Source organism: Streptomyces humi (assembly GCF_001005085.2).
Taxonomy (GTDB): domain Bacteria; phylum Actinomycetota; class Actinomycetes; order Streptomycetales; family Streptomycetaceae; genus Streptomyces; species Streptomyces humi.
The window spans coordinates 26960-45756 of sequence record NZ_LBMU02000064.1 but is presented as its reverse complement, the minus strand read 5'-3'; the positions used below and the strand labels follow the sequence as shown (position 1 = coordinate 45756).

The following is an 18797-nucleotide window of genomic DNA, read 5'->3' as shown; positions in this document are numbered from 1 at the left end:
GCCCGGTCCCCACCCCCCAGCCACCCCCGGGGCCCGAGCCGCCACCCCCCCCGCCGCCCCCGGGACCGGGTCCGGTCCCGACCCCGCAGCCCCCCGACCCCGCACCGCCGTCCCCGATCCCGCCGGGTCCGGAGCCGGCCCCGGACCCGGAACCGGGCCCGCCCCTCACCTGAGGGCGGCGTCCACCTGACGGCGCCCCACGGCTCCGTACGAGTGACGGCGTGACGGTGCCCCACGGCTCCGAACGAGTGACGGGTCCTCGAACCCTCTACTGAGGGTGAGATTTTCTGGTACCGCAACTCCGTTGTGTGACGGCTCGATCCCTGTCAGCGTTTTCGCAGGGGGATGTGTCTTCGGGGGACGGGGGTGCGCGATGGACGACGTCGCGTCCGTGGAGGTCGTGGAGCTACAGGTGCCCGGGCTCGGGCCGGTCGACCGGGACAGGCTGCTGACCAGGGCCACCGAGGTCCGCAGGGAGAGCGGTGACGACAAGGCCGGGCTTTACCGCACCCGGCTGGTCGACCTGGACAAACGCCTCGGGACGCACCACGAGGTGTACGACTGGACCCGGCTGACCATCGGTGGCGCCTCGCGTGCCCTGTGGCTGTTCCTGATGCCGTTCCTGCTGGTCAACATGGTCGACTGGATGCAGCCGTACCGTCCGGTCCGCAGCGACGGACGGCTGCGCCGGGTGGCCGGCGGGCTGTACGAGTTCGGGGCGCGGCTGCTGGCCCTGTCGTTCACCGTGCTGGTCGTCGGCGCCTTCGGAGAGCTCGCCCTGGACCAGTTCGCCTGGCAGTGCGCCCCGGAGGCCCGAGGGGTCTGCGACCCCGGCAACCCGGCGGTACGGCTGCTGCGCGGCTGGGACGAGTCCGGTGCGGGGGTCGGGCTGGTGGTGGCCGCGGTCGTGCCGTTCCTGGTGGTGTTCGTCCTGCTGTTCATGGCGCGGGACACCAAGCAGGAGTACCTGCCGGTGCTCAAGACCGTCACCGAGGAGACCGCCAACCGGGCGGTCCGGGAGCAGCACCTCACCCACAAGGAGAACCTGGAACTCGAAGGGTTCTGGGAGTACAACCGCCGTGATCCCGGAATGGCCGCCCAGCACGTGTGGGCGGGGCTGCTCACCACGGCGGGCCTGCTCACCTGGACCCCGCTGGCCCAGGACATGCGCGGCAACGGAGGTCCCACCCGCGCGGGGGTGCTGCTGTTCGCGGTGATCGTGGTGATGGCCCTGCTCACGGTGGCCTCGGTGCCACGCCTGTACCGGGTGGAACTCTCCCGTCCGGCCGTCCTGTTGAGCCGCTGGGCGCGCCGCCCGCTGCCGTGGCTGAGCCGCCGGGCGGCGGCGTCGAAGCCGCTCCCGCTGTGGCCCACCCGCTATCCGAAACTCGCCCTGACCGGCTGCGTCGCCGTGAACGTGGCAGCCGTCCTGTACTGCCTGGTGCCGGACCGCCGGTGGTCGACCGACGCCGAACTGCCCGGCATCCAGGTGCAGTCGACGGTCGTCCTGCTGGTGCAGGCGCTCTGCGTGCTCATCCTGGCCGCGGCCTCCGCCGTGCTGCCGAGGCGCGGCACCCGGCGCCACATGGCGCTGTACGGGGCGGCCGGACCGGCGATGGCGGTCGTCGCCTGTTTCGTGGCCTGGCTGTACACCACCGGCTTCGCCCTGTGGACGGGCGCCTGGCTGGCCCGTGACGGCCAGCGCCCCGACGTACCGAGGCCGGTCGACGTGATGGGGATGGCGCTGCCTCCGGTGCTGCTGCTCGGCACCCTCGCCTGGGCGGTGACCCGGGCCGGCCTCTGGTTCACCTTCCTGGCCCGCGGCGAGCGCTCCGCGAGGCCGCTCTCCCGGCGCGGGCCGGTGCGGCTGGCGCGGGACTTCCTCGCCGCCGTCCGGGACCGGGAGGAGCAGACCGACGACCGGCGCTACGTGGGCGAACTGCGCGCCGCCCGCCGCCGGCACGAGTACCTGCTGCGTGAACTGGACTGGAACCTGGGCGTCCTGGCGGTGCTGATCGCGCTGACCGCCGGATCGTTCTACGTCCGGCCGGTGCACGCCTCCGGGCTGCGCGACGCCTGGGACCTGACGGCGCGCCTCCTCGAGACCGTGAGCCTGCCGCTGTTCGCCGGCCTCGCCGGGCTGATGCTGCTGACCTTCCGCACCCTGGCGATCCGCTCCGAGATGCGTCAGAACGCCGGTCTGGCCTGGGCGTTCGGGGCGTTCTGGCCGCGGGCGGTGCATCCGTTCGCACCGCCGTCCTGGACGGTGCGCGCGGTGCCCGAACTGGTCCACCGGCTGCGTGTGCTGCTGGACCGCGACGACAGACGGGTGCTGATCCGGGCGGCGTCGATGGGCAGTGTCCTGGCGCTCGCCGCGATCTGGCAGCTGGAACCCGACCGGCGGGCCCGCATCGCCCTGCTGACCACCGGCTGCCCGGCCGTCTACTTCTCGCGCACCTACCCGGCGTTCGTCTGCCGCAGGTCCCTGGCGGACCTGGCGCCAGGCGGCCCGGCGGGGCTGGCCGCCTGGACCAACGTGTGGCGGGACACCGACCCGCTGGCCGGGCCCGTGCGGGTGCCGGGCGTCGACCTGTGCTGGAGCGAGCGGAACGTCATCCCGCCGACCCCGTTACGGACCCCGGGGCAGCCGGTGTTCCCGCCGATAGAGGGCCACCGCGGCTACACCTCCGACGACAGGCTCCTCGCCCTGCGCGACACCCTCCTGCGCGCGCTGCGGACGCCGTAGGCCGCACACCCGCGGGGCGTGGCCGGGCCGCCGCCCGGCCACGCCCCGCGACGGCCGGTCCTAAGCGGTGACCTCGTCGCGGTCGCCGCCCCACAGCGTGTGGAACGAGCCGTCCCGGTCCACCCTGCGGTACGTGTGCGCCCCGAAGAAGTCCCGCTGCCCCTGGGTGAGCGCCGCGGGCAGCCGCTCCGCGCGCAGCGCGTCGTAGTACGCCAGCGCCGCCGAGAAGCCGGGCACCGCGACCCCCTGCCGGGTCGCCGCGATGATGACCTCACGCCAGTCGTCCTGCGCCTCGGCGATCTCCCGCGCGAACGTCTCGTCGGACAGCAGGCTCGGCAGGTCGGCACGGGCGTCGTAGGCCGCGCGGATCCGGTCCAGGAACGCCGCCCGGATGATGCAACCGCCCCGCCAGATCGCCGAGACCGCGCCGAGGTCGATGTTCCAGTCGTACTCGTCGCTGCCCGCCTGGATCTCGTGGAAGCCCTGCGTGTACGACACGATCTTCGACGCGTACAGCGCCTGCTCCACCCGGTCGGCGAACGCCCCGGCCTCCGCCTCGGACAGCGGCGCGGGCTTCGGGCCGGCCAGGTCGCGGGAGGCGGCACGCAGGCCGGCGTGGCCGGACAGCGAGCGCGCGAAGACCGCCTCGGCGATGCCCGACACCGGCACTCCCAGGTCGAGGGCGATCTGCACGGTCCAGCGGCCGGTGCCCTTCTGCTCGGCCTGGTCCACGACCACGTCCACGAACGGCCTGCCGGTCGCCGCGTCCACGTGGGCCAGCACCTCGGCCGTGATCTCGATCAGGTACGAGTCGAGCCGGCCCGTGTTCCAGGTGCGGAAGATGTCGGCGATCTGCGCGGGGGAGTACCCGGCGACGTCACGCAGCAGCTGGTACGCCTCTCCGATCAGCTGCATGTCGGCGTACTCGATGCCGTTGTGCACCATCTTCACGAAGTGCCCGGCGCCGTCGGGGCCGCAGTGCGTCACACAGGGCGCGCCGTCCGCCGCCTTCGCCGAGATCTTCTCCAGCATCGGGCCCAGCGAGTCGTACGACTCCTTCGGGCCGCCCGGCATGATGCTCGGCCCGTGCAGCGCGCCCTCCTCGCCGCCGGACACGCCCATGCCGACGAAGTGGATGCCCTGCTCGCGCAGCGCCTTCTCGCGCCGCCTGGTGTCCGCGAAGTGCGCGTTGCCACCGTCGATGATCATGTCGCCGGGCTCCAGGAGCGGGGCGAACTCCTCGATCACCGCGTCCGTCGGACCGCCCGCCTTGACCATGATGACCAGCCGACGCGGCCGTTCCAGCGCCTGGACGAACTCCTTCGCCGTCTCGGCCGCGATGAAGTCGCCCTCGTCCCCGAAGTTCTCCACCAGCTCCTGTGTCTTCGACACCGTGCGGTTGTGCAACGCCACCGTGTAGCCGTTGCGCGCGAAGTTCCGGGCGAGGTTGCGGCCCATGACCGCGAGACCCGTGACGCCGATCTGCGCCGAAGTGCTCATACCGCCTGCTCCTCAAAGATCAAGTCGATCCCGTAGCACGTGCAAGGGATGCTGCTGCCGCTCCTGCCCGGCCAGTATTGCCCAAAGGCCATCCTGACCCGCCGTTCGACCGGCCGCACTTGCAGATACGGATGACATGGGGTCGACGCCTCAGTAACCTCGCGAAACACTCCGGGGAGGTCCTGTCGCCGCCGTTCCGCCGACGTCACGTCAAGTCCGTTTCCGGCCGGTTCCCTTCGCCGGGTGACGGCCGTGTCCCCGGGGGCGAGAGGCGGCTGATTGCTGTCTTGTCATGGCCTGTTCGGGACGCTTACTTTTGGCCTTCCTGATGCGCGTGGCGAGGGGGCTCCAGACATGGCCGAACGCGGCCGGCACCGCCGGTACCAGCCGAACAGGATCAACCGCGCCTCGCTCACCGTCACGGCGGGCGGCGCCGGGCTGGCGATCCCGCTCGCCGCCGCGGGGAGCGCCGAAGCGGCCTCCGTGTCCACCTGGGAGAAGGTCGCCGCCTGCGAGTCCAGCGGTGACTGGCACATCAACACAGGCAACGGCTACTACGGCGGGCTCCAGTTCACCCAGTCCACATGGGAGGCCTACGGCGGCACCAGGTACGCGCCGCGGGCCGACCTCGCCACCAGGGACCAGCAGATAGCCGTCGCGGAGAAGGTCCTCGACGGGCAGGGGCCGGGCGCCTGGCCGGTCTGCTCGGTGCGGGGCGGGCTCACCCGCGGCGGCGGCAGCCCCGACGTGCACACGGGGAGCACGCACACCGGGAGCACGCACACCGACGGCGCCCGGACGCGGCCCGCCAAGAGCTCTGTACGGGATGTGCAGCCCCACACCACGCCGCAGTCGCGGGCCGGCAAGGCCGAGATGTACACGGTGGTGCGCGGCGACACGCTCTCCGGGATCGCCGACGATCACGACGTCACCGGGGGCTGGCACCGGCTGTACGCCGCGAACCGCGCGACGGTCGGCGCCGATCCCGACCTGATCCTGCCGGGTCAGCGGCTGAGCCTGACGGGCCGGGCGGCCAAGGCGGAGCCCGCGGCCGGGAAGACCGAGGCGAAGCCGAAGACCAAGGCGAAGCCCGAGACGAAGAGCCGGACCCGGACCGGTACCGGAACCGGGTCGAAGGCGGGGACCAAGGCCGGGACGAAGGCTGGCACGAAGAAGGCCTCCACCCACACCGGGCACGCACACTCGCTCGTGGCCCCGGTCGACGCCCCGATCGGCACGGCGTACCACGCGTCCGGCTCGCACTGGTCGAAGGGCTACCACACCGGCGTCGACTTCCTCGCGCCCACCGGTTCCTCCGTCAAGGCGGTCGAGGCCGGTCAGGTCGTCACGGCCGGCTGGGGCGGCTCGTACGGCTACCAGGTGGTGATCCGGCACGCCGACGGCCGCTACACGCAGTACGGCCATCTGTCGGCGATCTCGGTGCGGGCCGGGCAGAGCGTGTCCACGGGCCAGCGGATCGGCCGCTCGGGCGCCACCGGGAACGTCACGGGCCCGCATCTGCACTTCGAGGTGCGGACGGGGCCCGGGTTCGGCTCGGACATCGACCCGCTCGCCTATCTGCGGGCCGGCGGCGTCAGGATCTGACCCGCGTACGGTGCCGGTCCAGCACGAAGTCGGCGGCGGGCAGCAGGACGTCGGCCACGTCTGCCTTGGAGGCCGTGCGCTGCTGCGGCATCGAGACCGCCGCGGTGCCCGTCGCGCCGTCGCCGCCGGGGAAAGCACCGGCCGGCGGCGGCCCTTCGCCCGCCCCGGGGGCCTCCGTCACCGGTGGGCCGCCCACGAGTCCGGCCTCCGCGGCCGGCCAGGCACCGGCGAGGTCGCCCCCGGCCGCCCGCGCTCCTGTGAGACCGGCCGAAGCCGGCTCCCCGCCGGGCGCCGGAATCCCCACGAGGCCGCCGTCCGCGAACCGGACACCCGCCGAACCGGTCCGCACCGGCTTGCCCGCGGCGCCCGCCGGGCCCGCCGCCACTCGGCCCGCGTCCGCCAGGCCCGCGTCCGCCAGGCCGGGGTCCGCCAGGCCCGCGGAGGCCGGGGCCGCCTGCTGCGGCAGGACCGTCTCCGCCAGTTCCACCAGCGCCTCGACCAGGGGTTCGGGGGAGGCCGTAGAGGCCGCTGTCTCCGGGGCCGGGTGCGGGGTGCCCTCGATGCGTTCCGTCGTCAGCAGGATCAGGCCGCCCGCCGCCACCACCGCGCAGCCCAGGGCCAGCAGCGTGCCGGTCGCGCCGTAACGGAACGCCTCGCCGAACATCGTGATGCCGACCGCGGCGGCCAGTACGGGGTTGACCACCGTCAGCGTGGCCAGCGGCGCGGCGAGGCCGGCGCCGCGGTAGGACGCCTGGGAGATCATGACGCCCGCCACGGCGTAGGCGCCGATCACGCCGAGCCAGATCAGGTCGGCCGGCGCGATCCCGCCGTCCCAGTCGATCGCCACGACCTTGGTGAACACCGAGGACATGCCGAAGGCTATGCCGGACGCCGTGGCGAGCAGCACGCTGCGCACCGCGGGGTGCCGGTGCGCGGCCCGGCCCGCGATCATCAGCGCGACGACCGCACCGCCGGTGACCAGCGCGACCGCGATCCGTCCGGCGGAGTCGAGGGCGTGCGAGTCGGAGGAGCCGACCAGGGAGAGCAGCCCGGCCAGACCCACGGTGGCCATGATCGCGCCCCGCCAGGCGGTGGCACCCGCCCTGCGGCCGACGAACAGGGCCGCCATGGGCAGCGCGAACACGATGGTGAGCGCTCCCAGCGGCTGGACCAGGCTCAGCGGGCCGCAGGCCAGTGCGACGACGTGCAGCAGGCCGCCGAGGCCGTTGAGCGCCATCGCGCCCCACCAGCCCGGACGGCGCAGCGGCGCGTACTGCTCGCCGGGGGAGGAGACCGCCACCTGCTCCTGCACGATCGCTCCGCCCGCGTAGGCGACGGCGGAGACGAAGGAAAGCAACACGGACAACGCGAGGGCGCTCATCCACGGCTCCTCTGCGTCGGGCGCGGTCTCTCGGTCCCGCGCGGTGATCGGTCGGCTTCCATGAGCAACACTCTGCCCGCCCGGCTGCTTCCCGTCGTCGTACCTGAGCACCCAATGCGTCGTACTGCCGATGGAGTAGGAACGGGTCCCGATCATCCCCAGGGTGGGTGACGCGGGGTGGAGGGCCGGGCAGCCGGGGCGCCAAGAGGCCTGGTACTACTGCTGTTCGTGGACCTGGACCCCGATCTCGCCGCGCTCCGGCCGCTCGGCGGCTTCTTCGTCCTGCGGACGGCCCGGCCGGCGGCCGAAGCCGCGGGGGCGGCGCGGGCCGGCGCGCTGCCGACCCTGGCGAAGGCGTACGAGACAACCACATCGGATGTTCATCGCGATGTCATCGCTTGCCGGGTCGAGACGGTCGGGAAGCGTCTACGGGTCCCCGAGCCCCGGGTCGCCGCCTCCGTCGCCCAGCAGGCGCTGGCCGCCCGGCTCTGGTCCGTCGCCCTCGGCTGCGCCGCCCGGTACGGCCGCCTCCCCGACCTGGACCCCCGGCTGCTCCGCTGGGACACCCACGCCGCCGCCCCCGACGACCTCTGGCTCACCCGGGTGCGCCCGCTGCCCGGCGCCACCGGCCCGGCCGCGCTCGCGGAAGCCGTCGTGCACGGCCACCTCGAACCCCTGGCGGCGGCCCTGCGCGCCCGCTACGGCGTCGCCGCCGGCCTGCTGTGGGGCAACGCGGGCTCGGCGCTGGCCGGAGCCGCCCGCGAACTGGACCGCTGGGCACGCGCCCACGGCGAGCCGGGCGCCGCCCGCCGGACCCGCGCCCTCACCGCCGCCCTGTTCGCGCACCCCCGGCTGAGCGCCACCGGCACCCGCGCCGGGCCGGCCTTCCGCCGCCGCAGCTGCTGTCTCTACTACCGGGTACCCGGCGGCGGGATCTGCGGTGACTGTTGTTTTACACAACCACCGCGCTCTTCCCCGCGCGCCGCTTCTGGGTGACCATGGACCAACCGGCCGTGGAGAGCGAGGGGTTGCGGGTGCGAGTCGGACTGCTGACCCGGGAGTACCCCCCGGACGTGTACGGCGGTGCTGGTGTTCATGTGGAGTTCCTCGCCCGGGAGTTGCGGCCCCTGGTCGACCTGGAGGTGCACTGCTGGGGCGAGGGCCGCGGGGACGGCGTCGTCCGGCACCGCCCCTGGCCCGCCCTGGACACCGCCAACGACGCGCTGCGCACCTTCTCCGTGGACCTCGCCATGGCCGCGGGACTGGACGGCCGCGAACTCGTCCACTCCCACACCTGGTACGCCAACCTCGCCGGGCACGTGGCCAAGATGCTGTACGGCGTCCCGCACGTGGTGACCGCGCACTCGCTGGAGCCGCTGCGCCCCTGGAAGGCCGAGCAGCTCGGCGGCGGATACGCCCTGTCCAGCTGGGCCGAGCGGAGCGCCGTGGAGGCCGCCGACGCGGTGATCGCCGTCTCCGGGGCGATGCGGGAGGACATCCTCACCTGCTACCCGGCCTTGGACCCGGCCCGGGTCCATGTCGTGCACAACGGCATCGACACCGCCCTGTACCGGCCGGACGGCTCGACCGACGTCCTCGCCCGCCACGGCATCGACCCCGGCCGCCCCTACGTGCTGTTCGTCGGCCGGATCACCCGGCAGAAGGGCGTGCCCCATCTGCTGCGCGCCGCCCGCGACATCGACCCCGCTGCACAGGTCGTGCTCTGTGCCGGAGCGCCCGACACCCCCGAGATCGACCGGGAGTTCCGGGACCTCTTCGAGGAGCTGAGCCGGGTCCGCGAGGGCGTGCACTGGATCCCGCAGATGCTGCCGCGCGCCGACGTCATCCAACTGCTCACCCACGCGGCGGTGTTCGTCTGCCCCTCGGTGTACGAGCCGCTCGGCATCGTCAACCTGGAGGCCATGGCGTGCGGCACGCCCGTCGTGGCGTCCCGGGTCGGCGGCATCCCCGAGGTCGTCGAGGACGGCACGACCGGCCTGCTGGTCGACCTCGACGACGACTTCGAGACGGGCCTGGCGCGGGCGCTGGACACGGTGGTCGGCGATCCGGCGACGGCCCGGCGGATGGGTGAGGCCGGACGGGAGCGCGCGGTGGGCGAGTTCGGCTGGGACGCGGTGGCCCGGCGTACGGTCCGGCTCTACGAGGAGATCCTGAAACAGACGTGACGGCCAGGGGCGTCGGGGCCAGGAGATCCTCGAACAGCCGTAACGAACAGGCCGCCTGTTCGACGTGATCCCGGTGCAGGCTTAGCGGATGTGCTCCCAGGGCAGGCATGGAGCACCAGGGTGAGGGGAGCGGCCATGCGTCGTGGTGGACCTTCGGTACTCGGCATCGTGCTGGCCGGCGGGGAGGGCAAACGCCTGATGCCGCTGACCGCGGACCGGGCCAAACCAGCTGTCACCTTCGGCGGGACGTACCGCCTGGTCGACTTCGTCCTGTCCAACCTGGTCAACGCGGACGTGCTGCGCATCTGCGTGCTGACCCAGTACAAGTCGCACTCGCTGGACCGGCACATCACCACCACCTGGCGGATGTCCAGCCTGCTCGGCAACTACGTCACGCCGGTCCCGGCACAGCAGCGGCTGGGCCCGCGCTGGTACCTGGGCAGCGCCGACGCCCTCCTCCAGTCGCTGAACCTCGTCAACGACGAACAGCCCGAGTACGTCGCGGTGTTCGGCGCCGACCACGTCTACCGCATGGACCCCCGGCAGATGCTCCAGCAGCACATCGAGGGCGGCGCCGGGGTCACGGTCGCCGGCATCCGCGTCCCGCGCGCCGAGTCCTCGTCGTTCGGGGTGATCACGCCCGGCTCGGACGGCCAGACGATAGAGACCTTCCTGGAGAAGCCCGCCGACCCGCCCGGACTGCCGGGCGCCCCGGACACCGTGTTCGCCTCCATGGGCAACTACGTCTTCACCACCAAGGCGCTGATCGAGTCACTGCACCGGGACGCCGAGGACGACCACTCGGTGCACGACATGGGCGGCTCGATCCTGCCGCAGCTCACCGCCCGCGGCGAGGCCCAGCTCTACGACTTCGGCACCAACCACGTCCCCGGCGAGACCAGCCGCGACCGCGGCTACTGGCGGGACGTCGGCACGCTCGACGCGTACTACGACGCCCATATGGACCTGATCGCCGAGCGGCCGGCCTTCAACCTCTTCAACCGCAACTGGCCCATCTACACCCACTCCAACCAGCTCTCCCCGGCCCGTTTCAACGCCGGCGGGATGGCGAGCGAGTCCATCATCAGCGCGGGCTGCCTGATCCGCGGCCAGGTCACCCGGTCCGTGCTGTCACCGGGCGTGCGCGTGGACCCTGGAGCGGTGGTCCAGGGGTCGATACTGCACGACAACGTGGTGGTGGGCCGGGGCGCGGTGGTGCGCGGCGCGGTCCTCGACAAGAACGTCGAGGTCCCGCCGGGCGCCACGATAGGCGTCAACCCCGACCGGGACACCGAGCTGTACACCGTCTCCAAGAACGGGGTCATCGCCCTCGGGAAGGGGCAGCTGGTCCCGTAGCCCCGGACCCGTCACGGGCCCGGCGCCGTTCGCGCGCCGGGCCCAACTCGTATGCGACGCGCCGGAAGTGAAAACCCCTATTTGCCGGGCTTTACCGCCTTTCCCCCTCACGATGCAGACAGCGATGTCGAACTTCGGAGGTCATCGACATGAGAGGGACCCGGCGCACACGGCTGTGCCTCGCCGGGGTGCTGACAGCGTCCGCGCTGTTCAGCGCCCCCGCCGCAGGGGCCGTCGATCCGGCCGACGGCCACCTCGCCGACCTGGTGAACCCCTTCATCGGCAGCCAGGACGAGGGCAACACCTTCCCCGGCGCGGCCGTGCCCTTCGGCATGGTGCAGCTCTCCCCGGACACCGGGCACAGCACCGGCTACGACTACTCCCAGCACCGGATCCGCGGCTTCTCGCTGGTCCACCTCTCGGGCGTGGGCTGTGCCATCGGGGGCGACCTGCCCGTGCTGCCCACCACCGGGGACGTCACACAGACGGACTACGCCAGGTACGCCGCCGGGTTCAGCCACGCCGACGAGCAGGCGAGCCCCGGCTACTACCGCGTCGGACTCGACTCCGGCGTCCGGGCCGAACTGACCGCGACCACCCGCACCGGCGTCCAGCGCTACACCTTCCCGGCCACCGGCAAGGCGAACGTCCTGCTCAACGCGGCACAGGCGCTGCACAGACCGGTGAGCAGCGAGGTCGAGATCCTCGACGACCACACCGTCCGCACCCGGATCACCGGCCACGGCTTCTGCCGGGACACCGCCCCATACACCGTCTACACGGTGACCCGCTTCAGCCGCCCCTTCAGCGCCTACGGCACCTGGCACGGAGCCACGGTCACCCCCGGCTCCCGCACCGGAACGGACGGCGCCTACGTCCGCTTCGACACCACAGGGGACCGTACCGTCGAGGCGACCACCGCGCTGTCGTACGTCGACGCGGCCGGCGCCGAGGCCAATCTGCGTGCCGAGGGCGGCCGTTCGTTCGACACGGTACGACAGCAGGCCCGGGACGCCTGGGAACGGCGGCTGGCCGACGTCCGCGTCCAGGGCGGCGACCGCACCCTCCGCCGCACCTTCTACTCGTCGCTGTACCGCAGCTTCCTCGCGCCCAACGTCGGCGAGGACGCCGACGGCCGGTACACCGGCTGGGACCGGCGGATCCACCGCGCCCGGGGCTTCACCTACTACCAGAACTGGTCGCTCTGGGACACCTACCGCACCCAGGCCCAGCTGCTCGCCCTGCTCGCCCCGCGCGAGGCCCGGGACATGGCCCTCTCGGTGCTCAAGGTCGACGAGGAGGGCGGCTGGCTGCCGCGCTGGGGCTACGGCACGGTCGAGACGAACATCATGACCGGCGACCCGGTCACCCCCTTCCTGACCACGGCCTACCAGACGGGCCTGCTCAAGGGGTACGAGGAGCGGGCCTACCGGGCGCTGAAGAGGAACGCCGACGGGGTGCCGCCCGCCGCCAACCCCGGGATCGGCCGCGAGGCCAACGCCGAGTACCTGGCCAACGGCTTCGCGCCCTACCTCAAGGGCCGTCCGCACACCAAGGTCGGCGACTCCGACTACGACCACGGTGCCTCCGTCACCCTGGAGTACGCCCTCTCCGACGCGATGCTCGGCCAGATGGCCCGGGACCTCGGCCACGGCGCGGACGCGGCCCGCTACGCCACCCGGGCGCAGAACTACCGCAACGTGTTCGACCCCTCCACCGGCTTCTTCCGGGCCCGCGACGCCCAGGGCGTCTTCACCGGCGACCCCGACCCGGCCCGCGGCATCGGCTTCCACGAGGGCACCGCCTGGCAGTACCAGTGGCTGGTCCCGCAGGACCTGCCCGGCGTGATCTCCCTGATCGGCGGCGAGGACGCCACCGACCGGCGGCTCGACTCCTTCTTCGCCTACGACAGGCTGCTCGCCGATCCGGCGAGGACCGCCCGCGAGGTGTGGGTGCACGGCAACGCGTACACGTACTACAACGCGGCCGTCTACAACCCGATGAACGAGCCCGACCTCATCGCCCCGTACGCCTACCTCTCCACCGGCCGGCCCTGGAAGACCACCGACGTGGTGCACGCGGCGCTGACCCTGTTCACCGACGGCCCGACCGGGATGACCGGCAACGACGACCTCGGCACCATGTCCGCCTGGAGCGTGCTGTCGTCCATCGGGCTCTTCCCCGTCCAGCCGGGCTACGGCACCTGGGGCCTCTCCACGCCGGTCTTCGACCGGGTCGACGTCCACCTCGACCGCCGCTGGTGGCCGAGCGGCGGCTTCACCGTCACCGCGCCCGGCACCTCGGCCGCCGACCGGTACGTTCAGACCGCCCGGCTCGACGGATCGGAGTACGGCCGGACCTATCTGACGAACGGTTCGCTGCGCTCCCTGCGGTCGCTCGCGTTTACGGTCGGCCCGCGCCCGTCAGAGTGGGGTACGTCACCCGAGGCGGCGCCACCGGCGCTGAAGTGACCTCAGGTGCCCCTTGAGTCCCGCCTCTTTCGGAGGAGGCGGGACTTAATCTGCTGTTAACTGAGCGTAGCGTGATCGTACTTGACCGTAATCAGGTCCCGGCGTTTGACTGCTGATCCACCCTCCGTCGACGCGAGGCACCCCCTTAGATGACTGCGACTGCTGATCTGCTCGCCCCTCTCGATCTGGCGTTCTGGAACATCGAGTCCGACCGGCACCCGATGCACCTGGGCGCGCTCGGCGTGTTCTCCGCGCACTCGCCGACGGCCGGCGCCCACGCCGCCGATCTGCTCGCGGCCCGCGCCGCCGCCGTGCCCGGTCTGCGCATGCGCATCAGGGACGTCTGGCAGCCGCTGGCCTTCGGCGGCGCGGCCCGCGAGACCGCCCCGGACTTCGACCCGCTCGACCACGTCCGGCTGCACGCCCCCACCGGCGACTTCCAGGCCGCCGCGGGCCGGCTGATGGAACGCCCGCTGGAACGCGGCCGGCCGCCGTGGGAGGCGCATGTGCTGCCCGGCGAGGACGGCGTCTCCTTCGCGGTGCTCTTCAAGTTCCACCACGCCCTCGCGGACGGCCTGCGCGCCCTGAAGCTGGCCGCCGGGGTCCTGGACCCGCTCGACCTGCCCGAGCGATCGCCCCGTCCGATCGAGGCCCCCCGTCCGATGCTCGCGCTGCCCGACGTGCGCAGGATGCCCGAGCTGGTGCGCGGCGCGCTCTCGGACGTGGGCCGGGCCCTGGACATCGGCGCCTCCGTCGCCCTGTCCGCGCTCGGCGTCAGCTCCTCCTCCGCGCTGCGGTCCGAGCCCACCGGCACCCGCAGCGTCGCCGGCGTCGACCTCGACATCGACGACGTGCACCGCGTCCGCAAGGCCGTCGGCGGCACCGTCAACGACGTCCTGATCGCCGTCGTCGCCGGGGCGCTGCGCCGCTGGCTGGACGAGCGCGGCGAAGGCACCGCGGGCGTCGCGCCGCGTGCCCTGATCCCCGTCTCCAGGCGCCGTCCGCGCTCCGCCACCCCACAGGGCAACCGGCTCTCCGGGTACCTGATACGGCTTCCGGTCGACGACCCCGACCCGCTCGCCCGCCTCGCGCGGGTGCGCACGGCGATGGACCGCAACAAGGACGCGGGACCCAACCGGGGCGCCGGTGCCGTCGCCCTGCTGGCCGACCACGTGCCGGCGCTCGGGCACCGGCTCGGCGGACCGCTCGTCGGCCAGGCCGCCCGGCTCTGGTTCGACATCCTGGTCACCAGCGTCCCGCTGCCCGGCCTCGGCCTGCGGCTGGGCGGCCACCCGCTCACCGCCGTCTACCCGCTGGCCCCGCTGGCGCCCGGCCAGTCCCTGGCCGTCGCCGTCTCCACCTACCGGAACCAGGTCCACTACGGCCTGGTGGCCGACGCGGCGGCCGTCCCGGACCTCGACGTGCTGGCCCGCGCGGTGACCGACGAGGTGGACTCGCTGACGGAGGTGTGCGACCGCTGACCGCGGACCGGGGGCGGTCCCGGCCCCCTGTCCGCCGCCGTCCCCGCTCCGCCATTCGGGCGGGTTTGGTCCTTCGGCCCGGCGCTCCGTAAAATCCTCCGTTCGAAAGCGGGCGCGAGTCGGAGCGCCGCTGGTGGATCAGGGAAGCGGCGGCGCGATGACGGTGACACAGGACGGCCCGGCGGCCGAGGACACGGTGGAGGCCGTGGTCTACGGCCCCGGCATCGACCCCGAGCGGCTCGCCGTCTGCCTCGGCGTGCTGGCGGAGCTGGACGAGCTGGAGGTCGACCACCCGGACGCCATCGCGGTGCGCCGGGCCACGGCCGGCGTCTACCGCACGGTCAAGCAGCGTCGCCGCCAGGAACGCCGGGCCGCCAAGACCGCCCACGACAAGGCGGTCACCGAGGCCACCGCGACCGGCTCCGCCCAGCGCATCGACGACGAGACCGAGGGCCTGCTGCCCTCCTCACGGACCGACGAGGGCCGGATCGCCGGGATACTCCAGCGCCCCCGCTCCTGCTACACCTGCAAGAGCCGCTACGTCGAGGTCGACTACTTCTACCACCAGCTCTGTCCGGACTGCGCCCGGCTGAACCGCGCCAAGCGCGACGCCCGCGCCGACCTGACCGGCAAGCGCGCCCTGCTCACCGGCGGCCGCGCCAAGATCGGCATGTACATCGCGCTGCGGCTGCTGCGCGACGGCGCGCACACCACGATCACCACCCGCTTCCCGAAGGACGCCATCCGCCGCTTCAAGGCGATGGAGGACTCCGCGGACTGGCTGCACCGCCTGGAGGTCGTCGGCATCGACCTGCGCGACCCCGCCCAGGCGGTGGCCCTCGCGGAGCAGGTCACCGCGGCGGGCCCGCTGGACATCCTGATCAACAACGCGACCCAGACGGTACGCCGGCTGCCGTCCGCGTACGCGGCCCTGGTCGAGGGCGAGAGCGCCCCGCTGCCCGCCGGCGAACTCCCCGCCCACCACGTCATCGGCGCCTTCAACTCGGGTGCCGTCGACGGCCTCGCGGCGCTGCCGCTGGGCAGCAGCGGCCTGGACGCGCAGCAGGTCGCCGACCTCGCGCTCGTCGCGGGCAACGCCAGCGTCGCCCGGCACCTCGACGGCACCGCGATCGACGCGGGCGGCCTCGTCCCGGACGTCGTGGACACCAACACCTGGGTGCAGACCATCGACCAGATCTCCCCGGTGGAGCTCCTGGAGACCCAGCTCTGCAACTACACGTCGCCGTTCATCCTGATCAGCGCGCTGCGCCCGGCCATGGCCGACGCCGCGAGGAAGGCGGCGCGCGGCCGGTCGTACGTCGTCAACGTCTCCGCGATGGAAGGTGTCTTCGGCCGCGGTTACAAGGGCGCCGGACACCCCAACACCAACGCGGCCAAGGCGGCCATGAACATGGTCACCCGGACCAGCGCGACGGAGATGTTCCAGACCGACGGCATCCTCATGACCTCCGTCGACACCGGCTGGATCACCGACGAACGCCCCCACTTCGACAAGCTGCGGCTGGCCGAGGAGGGCTTCCACGCCCCGCTCGACCTGGTCGACGGCGCGGCCAGGGTCTACGACCCGATCGTGCTCGGCGAGCAGGGCGAGGACGTGTACGGGGTCTTCCTGAAGGACTACGCGCCGGGCAAGTGGTGAGCCCCGCGTGAGTGTCGGCGCGTACCGCCGCTAGCCGGCCGTACGCGCCGCCCGTACCCGGGTGCCGCCGTCCACCACCACGTCGGCCCCGGTCACCCACTCCGCGGCGTCGGACGCCAGCCACAGCACCGCCCGCGCCACGTCCGCCGGCTCCCCGATCCGCCCCATCGGCAGGCCCGCCGCGATCTCCGGCTCCCGCGGCTCCCACATGAACCGCGCCATCTCCGTGCGCACCAGCCCCGGCGACACCGAGTTCACCCGCACCCGGGGTGCCAGTTCCCCCGCCAGCTGCTGGGTGAGGTGCAGGAGCGCCGCCTTGCTGGTGCCGTACGCCCCCACGCCGGGCCCCACATGGGCCGCGCCCTCCGTGCAGATGTTGACCACCGCGCCGCCGTGCTCCCGCATCCAGCCCCGCCAGGCGCACTGGGTCAGCCGTAGCGGGGCCTCGACGTTGACCGTGAACGCCTCCCGCCACATGCCGAGGTCGGCGTCCATGAGCGGTCCGTAGGGACGGTTCGTGGCCGCGTTGTTGACCAGCACGTCCAGCCGCCCGAACTCGGCGAGCGCCAGCCGGGTCAGCTCCCGGGCGTGCTCCGGCCCGGCCACACTGCCGGCCAGGCCGACACCGCCCAGCTCCGCGGCCGTACGCCGGACCTCGTCCGGGTCCCGGGCGCTCACGCACACCAGCGCACCGGCCGCCGCGAACGCCTCGGCGACCGCGCGCCCGATCCCGCGCGTGCCGCCGGTGACGACGGCCGCCCTGCCCCGGAGCCCGTACGCCGGCCCGTACGATGACGTCATCGCCGTACCGTCTCATGACGCACCGTCAGTCGACAGCCCCCAGTCGGGAGTTGCGGGCGGCGACCAGTTCCAGGACGGTCCGCCAGTCCTCCAGGACGCCCGCGTCGAAGCCGGCGGTGCGGCTCTCCTCCTGGGCCTGGCGCAGCCGCAGCACGTCCTCGTCGGGGGCGGTGCCGTCCCCGCGGACCAGGCGGTGGACGCGCTCACCGAGCAGGTGGCGCACCGCCCGCGCGGCGCCCTCGGCGGAGCCCAGCAGTTCCTCGACGCCGTGCACCAGGCCCGCCACCTGGAGCTCCTTGTCGGCGGGCCGGCCGCGGCGCAGCAGTGCCGCGGTGCGCAGGGCGCGCTGGTGCCGGCAGGCGTACAGCAGATCCATCAGCTCCTCGACGCTGCGCAGCTCCATGCGTCAGTCCTTCCGCGAGACAGCCGTTGTCCTGCGCCATCGGATCATGTCGAGTTTTCGACCCGGCCAACGCAACCTGAACTGCACAGCCCGTGCGGGGACCAGTGGCCTGTGAATCGTATATGCGTTCGAGCAAGTAGGCCGAGCGAGTGGTTCGCAAACAGGGCATGATGGTACGAACGGGCTTTTTCCAGGCCGCCGAAGCACAGAGCGACTCGCGATAGTTACACCTTGTTTGCACTCCCTATCGAGCGGTGCCCTGCTCATTTGGTTAATCTGTAGGGGACGGACAGCAGTACGGGGTCCCACCCACACCCACGGTCCGTCCCGGGGCGAGCCGGTGGACAACGGCCTGCTCTCCTGCAAGTTACCGGCGCCACCGCGTCCGAACTGGCCTTCCACCCAGACCCGAGCGGGCGTCGAGCACCGGACCGCAGACTGTCCGGTACGCCCCGAGGGTGACCGACACATAAGGAGTGCGCGGTGACACCGGAAAAGACGAATCGCGAACAGCGCCCCAAGGAACGCACCGAGGGCGCGGGCAGCCTGTCAGGGCAGCTCGGCAGCCTCGACGTGTGGGCCCGGTCCGCCCCGATCCGCCTCGCGGGTTACGAGGAGGACCTCGCCGAGCCGCACATCCTGCCCAGCGTGGACTGACCGGCCGGTCAGCCCCGTCGCGATCGCCGACGCGCATGGGCGTGCGAGACTCACGCCCATGCTGATCAGAGAAGCCACCGCGGCCGACTGGCCGCAGATCTGGCCCTTCTGGCACCGGATCGTCGCCGCCGCCGAGACCTACGGATGGGACCCCGACACCTCGGAGGCAGCGGCCCGCGCCCTGTGGATGAGCCCGGCGAAGCGGGTCTACGTCGCCGAGGACCCCACCGGAGCCGTCGTCGGCTCCGCCTACCTCACCCCCAACTACGGGGGCCCCGCGGCCCGGGTGGCCAACGCGGGCTTCATGGTCGACCCCGACCAGGGCGGCCGGGGCATCGGCCGCGCCCTCGCCGAGCACGTCCTCGCCGAGGCCCGGGCGCACGGCTACCGGTCCATGGTCTTCAACGCCGTCGTCGAGACCAACCCCGCCGTCGCCCTGTGGACCTCGCTCGGCTTCACGATCCTCGGCACGGTCCCTGAGGCTCACGACCACCCCGTCCACGGACCGGTCGGCCTGCACATCATGTACCGCGCCCTCTGAACCGGCCGG

At 72.8% G+C, this 18797-nt stretch carries 14 protein-coding genes; 10 read left to right on the top strand and 4 right to left on the bottom strand.

Annotated elements, in window-relative coordinates; translation table 11 throughout:
• Positions 1–373 precede the first annotated feature (373 nt).
• The gene (locus AAW13_RS26820) at positions 374–2746 is read left to right on the top strand and encodes a hypothetical protein (protein WP_046734651.1); all 2373 of its coding nucleotides are present in this window, start codon (positions 374–376) and stop codon (positions 2744–2746) included.
• A 60-nt stretch (positions 2747–2806) separates the two neighbouring features.
• Here the strand turns inward: AAW13_RS26820 and gndA are convergent, their stop codons facing one another.
• Positions 2807–4246 (bottom strand): NADP-dependent phosphogluconate dehydrogenase, encoded by a 1440-nt coding sequence (gene gndA, locus AAW13_RS26815; protein ID WP_046727904.1) that lies wholly within the window; start codon positions 4244–4246, stop codon positions 2807–2809.
• A 354-nt stretch (positions 4247–4600) separates the two neighbouring features.
• Between gndA and AAW13_RS26810 the strand changes: the two genes are divergently transcribed.
• On the top strand, positions 4601–5851 hold the full coding sequence (locus AAW13_RS26810) for a transglycosylase family protein (protein ID WP_046727903.1): 1251 nt from the start codon (positions 4601–4603) through the stop codon (positions 5849–5851).
• On the opposite strand, the gene AAW13_RS47030 is transcribed toward AAW13_RS26810, so the two are convergent.
• Positions 5841–7232, bottom strand: a complete 1392-nt coding sequence (locus tag AAW13_RS47030; protein WP_240528752.1) for a DMT family transporter — start codon at positions 7230–7232, stop codon at positions 5841–5843. The genes AAW13_RS26810 and AAW13_RS47030 overlap by 11 nt on opposite strands.
• Positions 7233–7460: 228 nt before the next feature.
• On the opposite strand from AAW13_RS47030, the gene AAW13_RS26800 reads away from it, so the two are divergent.
• The 6 genes from AAW13_RS26800 to AAW13_RS26770 all read left to right on the top strand — a co-directional run bounded on the left by AAW13_RS26800 (position 7461) and on the right by AAW13_RS26770 (position 16386).
• Positions 7461–8228: a (2Fe-2S)-binding protein gene (locus AAW13_RS26800; RefSeq protein ID WP_046727902.1), complete on the top strand. Its 768-nt coding sequence runs from the start codon at positions 7461–7463 to the stop codon at positions 8226–8228.
• A 38-nt stretch (positions 8229–8266) separates the two neighbouring features.
• Positions 8267–9418, top strand: a complete 1152-nt coding sequence (gene glgA, locus AAW13_RS26795; RefSeq protein WP_046727910.1) for a glycogen synthase — start codon at positions 8267–8269, stop codon at positions 9416–9418.
• A 135-nt stretch (positions 9419–9553) separates the two neighbouring features.
• Entirely contained in the window at positions 9554–10774 is a 1221-nt protein-coding gene (gene glgC, locus AAW13_RS26790; protein WP_046727901.1) for a glucose-1-phosphate adenylyltransferase, read from the top strand.
• A gap of 149 nt (positions 10775–10923) precedes the next feature.
• A complete protein-coding gene (locus AAW13_RS26785; protein WP_046727900.1) occupies positions 10924–13245 on the top strand; it encodes a GH92 family glycosyl hydrolase in 2322 nt (773 codons plus the stop codon).
• A gap of 149 nt (positions 13246–13394) precedes the next feature.
• Positions 13395–14726, top strand: a complete 1332-nt coding sequence (locus AAW13_RS26775) for a wax ester/triacylglycerol synthase family O-acyltransferase (RefSeq protein WP_046727899.1) — start codon at positions 13395–13397, stop codon at positions 14724–14726.
• Positions 14727–14883: 157 nt separating this feature from the next.
• Positions 14884–16386, top strand: coding sequence for an SDR family NAD(P)-dependent oxidoreductase (locus tag AAW13_RS26770; RefSeq protein WP_046727898.1), 1503 nt, complete (start codon positions 14884–14886; stop codon positions 16384–16386).
• A 30-nt stretch (positions 16387–16416) separates the two neighbouring features.
• Here the strand turns inward: AAW13_RS26770 and AAW13_RS26765 are convergent, their stop codons facing one another.
• A complete protein-coding gene (locus AAW13_RS26765; protein WP_046727897.1) occupies positions 16417–17187 on the bottom strand; it encodes an SDR family oxidoreductase in 771 nt (256 codons plus the stop codon).
• A gap of 25 nt (positions 17188–17212) precedes the next feature.
• Positions 17213–17590 carry a hypothetical protein gene (locus AAW13_RS26760; protein WP_046727896.1) on the bottom strand — a complete coding sequence of 126 codons (378 nt, stop codon included), beginning with the start codon at positions 17588–17590 and terminating at the stop codon, positions 17213–17215.
• Between the two features lie 483 nt (positions 17591–18073).
• Between AAW13_RS26760 and AAW13_RS45070 the strand changes: the two genes are divergently transcribed.
• Positions 18074–18247 (top strand): hypothetical protein, encoded by a 174-nt coding sequence (locus AAW13_RS45070; protein WP_107483413.1) that lies wholly within the window; start codon positions 18074–18076, stop codon positions 18245–18247.
• 58 nt (positions 18248–18305) lie between these two features.
• Positions 18306–18788: a GNAT family N-acetyltransferase gene (locus AAW13_RS26755; RefSeq protein ID WP_046727895.1), complete on the top strand. Its 483-nt coding sequence runs from the start codon at positions 18306–18308 to the stop codon at positions 18786–18788.
• Positions 18789–18797: the final 9 nt, after the last annotated feature.

Excerpts from the sequence above, each read along its gene's own strand:
- AAW13_RS26820 (WP_046734651.1), top strand. The coding sequence starts at position 374 with ATGGACGACGTCGCGTCCGTGGAGGTCGTGGAGCTACAGGTGCCCGGG.
- gndA (WP_046727904.1), bottom strand. The coding sequence starts at position 4,246 with ATGAGCACTTCGGCGCAGATCGGCGTCACGGGTCTCGCGGTCATGGGC.
- AAW13_RS26810 (WP_046727903.1), top strand. The coding sequence starts at position 4,601 with ATGGCCGAACGCGGCCGGCACCGCCGGTACCAGCCGAACAGGATCAAC.
- AAW13_RS47030 (WP_240528752.1), bottom strand. The coding sequence starts at position 7,232 with ATGAGCGCCCTCGCGTTGTCCGTGTTGCTTTCCTTCGTCTCCGCCGTC.
- glgC (WP_046727901.1), top strand. The coding sequence starts at position 9,554 with ATGCGTCGTGGTGGACCTTCGGTACTCGGCATCGTGCTGGCCGGCGGG.
- AAW13_RS26785 (WP_046727900.1), top strand. The coding sequence starts at position 10,924 with ATGAGAGGGACCCGGCGCACACGGCTGTGCCTCGCCGGGGTGCTGACA.
- AAW13_RS26775 (WP_046727899.1), top strand. The coding sequence starts at position 13,395 with ATGACTGCGACTGCTGATCTGCTCGCCCCTCTCGATCTGGCGTTCTGG.
- AAW13_RS26770 (WP_046727898.1), top strand. The coding sequence starts at position 14,884 with ATGACGGTGACACAGGACGGCCCGGCGGCCGAGGACACGGTGGAGGCC.
- AAW13_RS26765 (WP_046727897.1), bottom strand. The coding sequence starts at position 17,187 with ATGACGTCATCGTACGGGCCGGCGTACGGGCTCCGGGGCAGGGCGGCC.
- AAW13_RS26760 (WP_046727896.1), bottom strand. The coding sequence starts at position 17,590 with ATGGAGCTGCGCAGCGTCGAGGAGCTGATGGATCTGCTGTACGCCTGC.
- AAW13_RS26755 (WP_046727895.1), top strand. The coding sequence starts at position 18,306 with ATGCTGATCAGAGAAGCCACCGCGGCCGACTGGCCGCAGATCTGGCCC.